The 11524-nt window shown below is 63.5% G+C and carries 6 protein-coding genes; 2 read left to right on the forward strand and 4 right to left on the reverse strand.

Going from position 1 to position 11524, the window contains the following annotated elements:
* Nucleotides 1-56 precede the first annotated feature (56 nt).
* Genes adeC through AC1RBA_RS08390 form a run of 3 tightly spaced genes read right to left on the reverse strand, consistent with a single transcriptional unit; the run spans nt 57 to nt 5907 of the window.
* Nucleotides 57-1505, reverse strand: a complete 1449-nt coding sequence (gene adeC, locus AC1RBA_RS08380) for an AdeC/AdeK/OprM family multidrug efflux complex outer membrane factor (protein ID WP_492417617.1) — start codon at nt 1503-1505, stop codon at nt 57-59.
* A 1-nt stretch (nt 1506) separates the two neighbouring features.
* On the reverse strand, nt 1507-4671 hold the full coding sequence (locus tag AC1RBA_RS08385) for an efflux RND transporter permease subunit (protein ID WP_070219160.1): 3165 nt from the start codon (nt 4669-4671) through the stop codon (nt 1507-1509).
* Between the two features lie 15 nt (nt 4672-4686).
* Nucleotides 4687-5907 carry an efflux RND transporter periplasmic adaptor subunit gene (locus tag AC1RBA_RS08390; RefSeq protein ID WP_492417619.1) on the reverse strand — a complete coding sequence of 407 codons (1221 nt, stop codon included), beginning with the start codon at nt 5905-5907 and terminating at the stop codon, nt 4687-4689.
* A gap of 421 nt (nt 5908-6328) precedes the next feature.
* Between AC1RBA_RS08390 and AC1RBA_RS08395 the strand changes: the two genes are divergently transcribed.
* Nucleotides 6329-7843: an ATPase domain-containing protein gene (locus tag AC1RBA_RS08395; protein WP_083293422.1), complete on the forward strand. Its 1515-nt coding sequence runs from the start codon at nt 6329-6331 to the stop codon at nt 7841-7843.
* 7 nt (nt 7844-7850) lie between these two features.
* Nucleotides 7851-9392, forward strand: coding sequence for a hybrid sensor histidine kinase/response regulator (locus tag AC1RBA_RS08400; protein WP_492417621.1), 1542 nt, complete (start codon nt 7851-7853; stop codon nt 9390-9392).
* Nucleotides 9393-9395: 3 nt separating this feature from the next.
* Here AC1RBA_RS08400 and AC1RBA_RS08405 read toward each other — a convergent pair whose 3' ends face one another.
* Entirely contained in the window at nt 9396-11282 is a 1887-nt protein-coding gene (locus AC1RBA_RS08405) for an MFS transporter (RefSeq protein ID WP_492417623.1), read from the reverse strand.
* Nucleotides 11283-11524 lie beyond the last annotated feature (242 nt).

An 11524-nucleotide genomic window follows, 5' to 3' on the forward strand; every position in this document is an offset into this window, starting at 1 on the left:
CCAGTAGCGCGCCGGCCCTGCCCTTGCGGGCAAGGCCGGCGTCGGCGTCCCCGTGATTATTGGGCGCCGCCAGCCGCCGCGACGGCTGTCTGCTCAGGCTGCCAACCGCCGCCCAGCACCTTGTACAAGGTGACCAGGTTGGTCGATTTTGCCAGGCGCGCCGTGATCAGGCTTTGCTGCGCCGTGTACAGCGCGCGCTGGGCCACCAGGGCGTTCAGGTAGGACTCGACGCCCTGCTTGTAGCGCGCATCGTGGATGGTGTAGCTCTTCGTCGACGCCTCGACCAGCGAGACCTGCGACTGCAGGCGCTCGTCGATGGTGCCGCGCTGGGCCAGCGCATCGGACACTTCGCGGAAGGCGACCTGGATCGCCTTTTCGTATTGCGCCACGGAGATTTCACGCTGTACCTTGGCGATATCGAGGTTGGCGCGGTTCACGCCGCCATCGAAGATCGGCAAGCTGATCTGCGGCAAGAAACTCCACGTGCCGCTGCCCGCCTTGAACAGGCCCGACAGGTTGTCGCTGACCGAACCGGCCGTGGCCGTCAGCGAAATGCGCGGGAAGAAAGCCGCGCGCGCCGCGCCGATGTTGGCGTTGGCGGCGCGCAAGGTGCGCTCCGCCGCCAGCACGTCGGGACGGCGTTGCAGCACGTCCGACGGCACGCCGGACGGAATGTCCGTCAGCGCCGTCACGGTGCCGAACTCGGCTGGTGGCAGCAAGTCGGCCGGCACGGGGCCGCCCACCAGCAAGACCAGCGCGTTCTGGTCCAGCGCCACCTGGCTCGTGTAGACAGCCACGTCGGAACGGGCCGACTCGACGCTGGTCTGGGCATCGTACTTGTCCAGGCCCGAGGTGGCGCCCGCGCTGAAGCGGCGCACGGCCAGGTCATACGACGACTGCTGGCTCTTCAAGGTGTCCTGCGCCACGCGCAGGCGCTGCTGGTCGGCCACCAGGTTCAGATAGGTGCTGGCCACTTCGGCCACCAGGCTGATCTGCTGTGCACGGCGTGCTTCTTCCGTGCCCAGGTATTGTTCCAGCGCGCTGTCGGACAGGCTGCGCACGCGGCCGAAGAAGTCCAGCTCGTAGGCCGATACGCCCAGGTTCGCCGTGTACTGGCGGTTGATGGACGCTTCGCCCGTCGGGCTGGCGTTTTTCGAAATGCGCGTGGCCGACTGGCCGCCCGAGGCCGACAGGGTCGGGATCAGGGCGGCGCGTTCGATGCCGTACGTGGCGCGCGCCTTCTCGATGTTCAGGATCGAGACGCGCAGGTCGCGGTTGTTGGCCAGGGCCAGTTCCAGTACCTGGCGCAGGCGCGCATCGGCAAAGAACTCGCGCCAGGCGACGTCCGCCACCGGCTTGGCGTCGGCGGCGGCCGTGTCGGCCTTGTAGGAAGGGCCCGTCGGCCACGCCGTCGGCGCCGGCGCTGCCGGACGCTCGTACGTGGGAGCCAGGCTGCAACCGGCCAGCAAGGCCAGTGCCGCCATGGAGAGTAGTGATTTTTTCATATTAATGTGCATCCTTGGAAAGCGTGACGGCTGGCGAACCAGGCGTCGCCGGCGTGGCGGGCGCGTCCGGCTTCGAGAAGAAGCCGCGCACCAGCACGAAGAACACCGGCACGAAGAAGATACCGAGGAACGTGGCCGTCAACATACCGCCCAGCACGCCGATACCGATGGCGTTCTGGCTGCCGGAACCGGCGCCGCTGGAAATGGCCAGCGGCAACACGCCCAGGCCGAAGGCAATCGAGGTCATCAGAATCGGACGCAGACGCAGACGCACCGCGTGCAAGGTCGCGTCCAGCAGCGACATGCCCGATTCCTGCATTTCCTTGGCAAATTCCACGATCAGAATGGCGTTCTTCGCCGACAGACCCACCACCGTGAGCAAGCCCACCTGGAAGTACACGTCGTTCGACAGGCCGAACAGCCACGTGCCGAGCACGGCGCCGATCACGCCCAGCGGCACGACCAGCAGCACCGAGAATGGAATCGACCAGCTTTCATACAGCGCAGCCAGACACAGGAAGACGATCAGCAGCGACAGCGCGTACAGCTGCGGCGTCTGCGAACCGGATTCGCGCTCTTCCAGCGACACGCCGGTCCAGCTGAAGCCGATGCCAGGCGGCAGCTTCGCCACCATCTCTTCCATCGCGTTCATGGCGGCGCCCGTGCTCTGGCCCGGTGCCGGCGTACCGAGGATCTCTACCGACGGCAAGCCGTTGTAGCGTTCCAGGCGTGGCGACGCGTAAATCCACTTGCCGGTGGCAAAGGCGGAGAACGGCACCATCTGGCCAGCCGTGTTGCGCACGAACCACTTGTTCAAGTCTTCCGGCAGCATGCGCGATTCGGCATTGCCTTGCATGAACACTTTCTTCACGCGGCCACGGTCGAGGAAGTCGTTCACATACGAGCTACCCCAGCCCACGCTCAGCACGCGGTTGATTTCCGATATCTGCAAGCCCAGCGCGGTGGCTTTCTGCTGGTCGATGTCGATCTTGTATTGCGGCGTATCTTCCTGGCCGTTCGGGCGCACGCCCACCATGGCCGGGTTTTGCGACGCCATGCCCAGCAACTGGTTACGCGCCGCCATCAGGGCGTCATGGCCGACACCGCCGATATCCTGCAGCTGCATGTCGAAACCGGTGGCGTTACCCAGTTCCAGCACGGCAGGCGGGGCGAACGTAAACACCATCGCATCCTTGATCTGCAACAACTTGCCCATGGCGCGGCCGGCCACGGCTGGCGCTTTTTGCGCCACGTCCTTGCGCAGCGACCAGTCTTTCAGGCGCACGAAAGCGATACCCGTATTCTGGCCGTTACCGCCGAAGCTGAAACCGGCGACGGCAAACACGGAAGCGACGTTGTCTTTCTCGCTGTTCATGAAGTGGTCTTCGACCTGTTCGATCACCTTCAGGGTGCGCTCTTGCGTGGCGCCCGTCGGCAATTGAATCTGCGTAAACAGGATGCCCTGGTCTTCTTCCGGCAGGAAGGAGGTCGGCAGGCGCATGAAGATGAACACCAGGCCAGCCAGCAGCAGCACGTACAGCAGCATCGAGCGGAAACGGTGCGTGATCATGGCGCCGACCCAGCCCTGGTACTTGTTGCTGCTGCGGTCGAAGCTGCGGTTGAACCAGCCGAAGAAACCCTTGTTCGTCGCGTGATGGCCCTTCTCGACCGGTTTCAACAGGGTGGCGCACAAGGCTGGCGTAAACACCAGCGCGACGACGACGGACAGCACCATCGACGACACGATCGTGATCGAGAACTGGCGGTAAATCACGCCCGTGGAACCGCCGAAGAAAGCCATCGGCACGAACACGGCGGACAGCACCATGGCGATACCGACCAGCGCGCCCGTGATCTGCGTCATGGACTTGCGCGTCGCTTCCAGCGGCGACAAGCCCTCTTCGCTCATCACGCGCTCGACGTTTTCCACCACCACGATCGCATCGTCGACCAGCAGGCCGATGGCCAGCACCATGGCGAACATGGTGAGCGTATTGATCGAATAGCCGAAAGCATTCAGGATGCCGAAGGTACCGAGCAGCACGACCGGCACGGCCATGGTCGGGATCAGGGTGGCGCGGAAGTTTTGCAGGAACAGATACATCACCAGGAATACCAGGATGACGGCTTCGACCAGGGTTTTCACCACTTCTTCGATGGACAGTTTCACGAACGGAGTGGTGTCGAACGCCACCTGGTAGCTCATGCCTTCAGGGAATTGCTTGCTCAGGTTGCCCAGCATGGCTTTCGCCGCATTGGCCGTATCGAGCGCGTTGGCGCCCGTCGCCAGCTTGATCGCCACGCCGGTGGCCGCATGGCCATTGTAGCGGGCCACGGTGTTGTAGTTCTCGCGGCCCAGTTCCATGCTGGCCACATCCTTCAGGTACACCATGGCACCGTTGGTCGTGGTTTTCAGCAAGATGGCGCCGAACTGCTCCACCGTTTGCAAACGGCTTTGCGCCGACACGGTCGCGTTCAGCTGCTGGCCCTTGACGGACGGAGTGCCGCCCAGTTCACCGGCCGACACTTCCGCATTCTGCGCCTGCACGGCCGTGATCACGTCCGCCGGGGTCAGGTTAAAACTTTGCAGCTTGGCCGGGTCGAGCCAGATACGCATGGCGTACTGCGAACCGAACAGGGTTACATCGCCCACGCCGGCAACACGGCTCAGCGGATCGACGACGTTGGCGGCCACATAGTCGCTCAAGTCGGTCTGGTCCATCTTGCCGTTTTCGGAAATGAAGCCGAACACCATCAGGAAGTTCTTCGTGGCTTTCGACACGACAAGACCCTGTTGCGTGACAGCCGTCGGCAGCAGCGGCGTGGCCAGCTGCAGCTTGTTCTGTACCTGCACCTGGGCGATGTCGGGATTGGTGCCGCTGGTAAACGTCAAGGTGATGCTGATGCCGCCAGTCGCATCGCTCGACGAGGACATGTAGCGCAAGCCGTCGATACCCTTCATCTTTTGTTCGATGACCTGGGTGACCGCATCTTCCACGGTCTTGGCGGAGGCGCCAGGGTAGGAGCCGCTGATCGAAATCGACGGCGGAGCGATGCTCGGGTACTGCGCGATCGGCAGGCTGAGGATCGAAATCACGCCGGCAAGCATGATGACGATCGCGACCACCCAGGCAAAAATCGGGCGGTCAATGAAAAAACGGGCCATTAATATTCTCCTGAATTAGTGGGCGCTGGCAGCCGATGCGGCGGCAGAAGCGGCAGCGGCGGGCGCGGGCGCAGGAGCAGCTTCGGCCTTGGCCGGCACGGCAACGGCTGGCGCGCCTGGCTTGACTTTTTGCAAGCCTTCCACGATCACGCGGTCGCCTGCGGCCAGGCCGGACGTCACCAGCCAGTTGGTGCCGATGGTGCCGCTGGTGGTCAGCACGCGCTGCTCGACCTTGTTTTCCTTGTTCAGGATCAGGGCCGTGGCCTGGCCCTTCTGGTTGCGCGTCACGCCCACTTGCGGCACGGTAATGGCTTTCTCATCGACGCCCGTTTCCAGCTGCGCACGCACGTACATACCTGGCAGCAATTCGCCTTTCGGGTTCGGGAACAGCGCGCGCAAGATCACGTTGCCGGTGGTCGGATCGACCGTCACGCCGGCAAACTGCAGCTTGCCCGATGCGCCGTACTTGCTGCCGTCCGGCAGGATCAGGTCGACCTTGGCCTGGCCTTCGCCCACTTTCTTCAGTGAGCCGTCGGCCATCTGGCGTTTCAGGCGCAGCAGGTCGGTGCTCGACTGGGTCACGTCGACATAGATCGGATCGAGTTGCTGCACGGTGGTCAGCGCTTCGGCCTGGCCTGCCGTCACCAGCGCGCCGGCCGTCACGGTCGAGCGGCTGGTGCGGCCGCTGATCGGCGCCGTCACGGTGCTGTAGCGCAGGTTGATGTTCGCCGATTCCAGCGCCGCAGTGGCGGACTCGACGTCTGCCTTCGCTTGCTCGAACGCGGCGACGGCATCATCATACTCTTGACGGCTGACGCCTTCGATGGTCACCAGCTCCTTGTAGCGCGACGCTTTCGGACCGGCCGTCAGCAGGTTGGCCTTGGCTTTCGACAGGGCAGCCTTGGCCGAATTGGCGGCGGCTTGGTAAGTAGCGGAATCGATCTGATACAGGGCCGTGCCCGCTTTCACATCGCTACCCTCGACGAACAGGCGCTTCTGGATCAAGCCGCCCACTTGCGGGCGCACATCGGCGACCTGATAGGCATTCGTGCGGCCGGGCAATTCGGCGCTCATCGGCAACGCGGCCGGATTAACAGTAAACACGACCACCTGCGGCGCTTGCTGCGCGTGAGGTGCTTCCTGTTTTTTACTGCAGCCGGCCATGATTACAGTGGCGCACAGAACGGCAATAGCGCCGCTCGTACGCGGCGACGTCAGGGAAAAGGTTGGTTGCATCTTGGACTTTCTGAAAAAGAAGCTGGCTAGTGTCGTTAGAAATGACTAAATTTATTAACGCAGATCAAAGAATGAACGATCATTCTAAAATCGTCAAGCAGCGTTACAATTGAAACAAAGTAACCTTTAAGCGTTTTTTGTTGCTAATGATGCAATTAAATGGCGACAACAACAGCAGGTGCGCACCAGCAGGATCCATCGGAAATTCAGGCCGGCGGCGGCAAAACGGCAAAGCGGGAGAGTTGGATTGAATCAATACTTTAGCAGGGTCAAGATTTCTTTGCTGAGCCTGACGACAAGTGTGCAACACTGCCGGCCCCGGCTTGCATGGCGCCCGTGATTATTTACCAATGGTATCGAAAAGACATGCCGCAGCGGACGCGCTAATATATTGACCACAGCGTGGCGAAGCGAGGACGCGATGACGACAGCACAGGCGCAAGGAACGGCGCAAGACGATGGCGCGGGCGGCCTGGACGCGCCGCCACTGCTGTCGACGGGCATCCCCGGTCTCGACACCATACTGACGGGCGGCCTGCTGCCCGAGCGCCTGTACCTGCTCGAAGGCGTGCCAGGCACAGGCAAGACCACGCTGGCGCTGCAGTTTCTGGCCGAAGGGGCGCGCAAGGGCACGCCCGTGCTGTATATCGCCCTGGCCGAATCGGAAATCGAGCTGCGCGCCGCGGCCCTGTCGCACGGCTGGGACCTGGCCGGCATCGCCATCGAAGAAGTGGCGCCCAGCGACGACATACTCGATCCCGAGCGCCAGTACACGATCTTCCACCCGTCGGAAATCGAACTGGCCTCGACCAACCAGCGTATCCTGGCCGCCATCGAAAAGCACCGTCCGGCCCGCCTCGTGCTCGATTCGCTGTCCGAACTGCAGCTGCTGGCGGAAAACCCCTTGCGCTACCGGCGCCAGGTCGTGGCGTTGAAACAATACCTGGCCAGCCGGCACTGCACCACCGTGCTGATCGACGACCGCTCCGCGCTGGACGACGGCTTGCAAGTGCGTAGCGTGGCCCATTGCGTGATCTCGCTGGAGCTGCAAAACCAGGACTATGGCAATGACCGGCGCCGCGTGCGGGTGGTGAAATACCGGGGCGTGGCGTTTCGCAGCGGCACGCACGACTACAAGATCGCCCGTGACGGCCTGGTCGTCTATCCCCGTCTGGTGGCGGCCGACACACGCCGCGATGGCGGCCATCGGCGCCTGTCGAGCGGCGTGCCTGAACTCGACGCCATGATAGGCGGCGGCCTGGAAGAAGGCATGAGCACGCTCCTTTCCGGCCCCGCCGGCAGCGGCAAGTCCACCCTGGCGGCGCAATTCGTACACGCGGCAACAACGCGCGGCGAACCGTGCGCCATGTTCCTGTTCGAGGAAGCGCGCAGCAAGCTCCTGAACCGGGCCGACAGCGTGGGCATGCGCCTGCAGGAGGCGCTCGACACGGGTTTGCTGAGCGCACAGCAGATCGATCCGGCCGAGATGACACCGGGCGAATTCGCCCAGGCCGTGGTCGACGCGGCGCAGCGGGGCGCCAGGGTGATCGTCATCGATAGCCTGAATGGCTACATGCATGCGGTGCCCGATGAACGCTTCCAGAGCACCTACCTGCATGAACTGCTCAATTACCTGAGCCAGCACGGCGTGGCCACCCTGCTCGTCGGCGTGCAGCAAAACATGCTGGGCACCTCGATGACGACGGCGGCCGACGCCAGCTACCTGGCCGACAGCGTCATCATGCTGCGCTACTACGAAACGGAAGGCGAGGTGCGGCAAGCCATTTCCGTCTTCAAGAAACGCGACAGCGCGCACGAGCGCACCATCCGCCGTTTCGAGATCAGCCCGCAGGGCATCCGCATCGGCCCGGCCCTGGCCGGCTTTCATGGCATCCTGTCGGGCTTGCCCACCATCGGCGGCACGCCTTTCCCTTAGGACTACCATGGAGCTGCGCATCCTGATCTACGCGCCTGCCGGCCAGGATGCCGCCCTGGCCGGCACGGTATTGGCGGGCAGCGCCATCGCCAGCCACGCCTGCCGCTCGCCAGGCGAACTGGCCGAGCAGCTGGCGCTGGGCGCCGGCGGCGTGCTGACGGTGGAAGAGGCGCTGCATGCTGGCGTGTACACCGTGCTCGACGCCTATGCCCGGCAGCAGCCGGACTGGTCCGACTTGCCCATCATCCTGCTGACGCACGCGGGACTCGATTCCCTGCCCGTGCGGCAAGCTATTTCCACCCTGGGCAACCTGACCCTGCTGGAACGCCCCGTGCACATCCTGACCCTGATCACCTCGGCGCACGCCATGCTGCGCGCGCGCCAGCGCCAGTACCAGTTGCGCGAGACGCAGCGGCGCAAGGACGAATTCATTGCCAGCCTCGGCCATGAACTGCGCAATCCGCTGGCGCCCATCAAGTCGTCGGTGACCCTGCTCAAGCACCTGTTTCCGGCATCGGCGCAGGTCGGCAAGGTGAGCGCCGTGATCGAGCGCCAGGTGACGCACCTGACACGGCTGGTGGACGACTTGCTCGACGTGGCGCGCATCAGCAGCGGCAAGGTCCTGCTGCAGCGCAAGGAGTTTGAGTTACAGCAAGTGCTCGAGCATGTCATCGAACTATGCCTGCCTGCGGCCAGCAGCCGGCACATCCGCATCACCGTCGATCTACCGCCGCATGCCGTGACATTGCACGCCGACTATGCCCGGGTGGTGCAGGTCTTTGCCAATATCGTCTCGAATGCCGTGAAATTCACGCCGGACGGCGGGCTCATCCACATTACGGCACGCCTGGCGCAGGGCCAGTTGCAGGTGATGATCGAAGACAATGGCATCGGCATCGACCCGGACGCCATCGCGCGCATCTTTTCCATGTTTGAACAGGGACGCACGGTGGCGGGCCAGATGACCAGCGGCCTGGGCATCGGCCTGAGCCTGGCGCGCCAATTTGCCGAAATGCATGGCGGCAGCATCGAGGCCTACAGCGACGGCCCCGGACGTGGCAGCCGCTTCATCGTCACCCTGCCGGCCAGCGCCGGCGGTCCCGCACCCGCCACGCCGTCCGCCGCCAGAAGCGGCACGCCCGCCGGCGCGGGCCAGCCCGTGCCAGTGCTGGTGGTGGACGACAACCGCGACGCGGCCGATTCCCTGCAAAGCCTGTTCCAGCTCGAGGGCTATGCGGCCCAGGTCGCGTATGGCGGCGCGCAGGCGCTGGCAGCCGTGGAGATGGCGTGGCCGCAACTGGTGGTGATGGATCTGGGCATGCCGGACATGGATGGCTACGAGGCGGCGCGCCAGATCCGCCAGCGCGCGCACGGGCGCGACGTGCTGATGATCGCCTTGACTGGCTGGGGCCAGGGCGAGGCGCGCGCGCGCACCGAGCAAGCCGGTTTCGACCATCACCTGACGAAACCCGTGGATTTCGACGCCATCACCGCCCTGCTGCGCGCGCACCTGGCGCGGCAGGAAGGGACGGCTACGCAAACGCCATAGCGCTTACTTCCACTTGCCGCGCAATTCCTGCACCTTTTGCTGCAGCAGTTCCGGCGTGGCGGCCTCGGGCGCCACGGGCATGCCCACGGCCAGCGACAGACGCGAGCGCAAGCCCGCCTTGAAGGCGCGCTCGAACAAATGGCCGTTGCGATGGCTCAACAGATGACCCCACAAGCCGCGCAGCGCCAGCGGAATCACGGGCACCTTGCTGCGCTCGACGATCTTGGCGATGCCGCCCTTGAATTCGCTGATCTGGCCCGTGCGGGTCAACTTGCCTTCGGGGAAAATGCAGACGAGTTCGCCTTGATGCAGCGCTTGCGCGATATCGATGAAGGCTTTTTCCATCAGGAAAGGATCTTCCTTGGCCGGCGCGATGGGAATCGCCTTGGCCGTGCGGAAAATCCAGCCCATCAGCGGCATCTTGAAGATGCGGTGGTCCATGACGAAGCGGATCGGACGGGGGCTGGCCGCCATGATGACGATGGCGTCCACATAGCTGACGTGGTTGCAAACCAGCACGGCCGCGCCTTCCGCGGGGATGCGCTCGCCATCGACGACTTTGACCCGGTGCACGGTCTGGATGAGTATCCACGCCAGGAAGCGCATGAGGAATTCCGGCACCAGCGAGAAGATGTAGGCGGCCACCAGCGCATTCAGAATCGCCGTGACGAGGAACAGCTGGGGTATGGTGAAGCCTCGTCCCAGCAGCACGATGGCCACGCCGGCGGCCGCCACCATGAACAGGGCGTTCAGGATATTCATGCCGGCGATCGTGCGCGAAATGTGTTTCGGGTCGCAGCGGGTCTGGATCAGCGCGAACAGGGGCACGATGAAAAAGCCGCCGAACACGCCGATCATGACGATGTCGATCAGGATGCGCGGCACGCCCGCCTGGCCCACAAACGCCAGCGCGTCGACCACCTGCGTGTTGACATACGCATTGCTGGCGAAATACAGGTCGATGCCGAACAGCGACAGGCCGATGGAGCCGAACGGCACCAGGCCGATCTCGATCTTGTGGCCCGACAGCCGCTCGCACAACAGGGAGCCCGTGCCGATACCGACGGAAAACACGGTCAGCAGCAGCACGAACACGCTGTGGTCGCCATGCAGGAAATCCTTCGAATACACGGGGAACTGGGCCAGGATCAGGGCGCCGTAAAACCAGAACCAGGAGTTGCCCAGCATGGCCAGGAAGACGGGACGGTTCTTGCGCGAAAAATTTAGGTTGCGCAACGATTCGGCGACAAAATTCAGACTCACCTTCAAGTCCGGCTCGGGCGCGGGCGTGCGCGGCACGCGGTAGCTGGCGATCAGGCCGAACACGGCCACGGCGATCGTCGCGCCGGCCACCAGTTCCACACCCAGCGGCTTGTGCACGATCAGCACGGCGCCGAGGATTTCACCCAACAAGATGCCGACAAAGGTGCCCATCTCGATCAGGCCATTGCCACCGACCAATTCCTCGGGTTTGAGCTGCTGCGGCAGATACGCATACTTGACGGGACCGAACAGGGTCGAATGCACGCCCATGCCCACGACGGCCGCCACCAGCAACCACAGCGTGTGCGTCATCCAGCCGGCGGCGGCCACGGCCATGATGGCCAGTTCCATCCATTTCACGAAACGGGCCAGGCCCGCCTTTTCAAACTTGTCGGCCAGCTGGCCGGCCGTGGCCGAAAACACGACGTAGGGCAGGATGAACAGGCCGGGAATCAGATTCGTGATGGTGGACGGGTCGAGCGTGGTCCAGCTCAGCGCATCGTAGGCGAGGATCACCATCAGGGCCGTCTTGAACAGATTGTCGTTGAAGGCGCCAAAGAACTGGGTCCAGAAGAAGGGCCCGAAACGGCGCTGCGACAATAAGGAAAACTGGCTGCTTTGACTCATGGCATGGGGAACCGGCAATTAAGGAATTGCTAAAATACAGCACTATCTTGCGCGCGACAATCTGAATGTCGTCATATTGCTTGGCGTCAATACGGGAAACAGCCTGCCACGCCATGCTGGCCATGTCTTCCTGATGCCGCCCCTGGCACTTTCCCTGACGCAACAGAAATCGCCAGTCTCTTGATAATAAGGTAATGTGCGCATACTTCGGGCGCCTTCGCCCTGCCCTTCCAGGAAAGCTA

Source organism: Janthinobacterium sp. GW823-FHT03B06 (genome assembly GCF_058796955.1).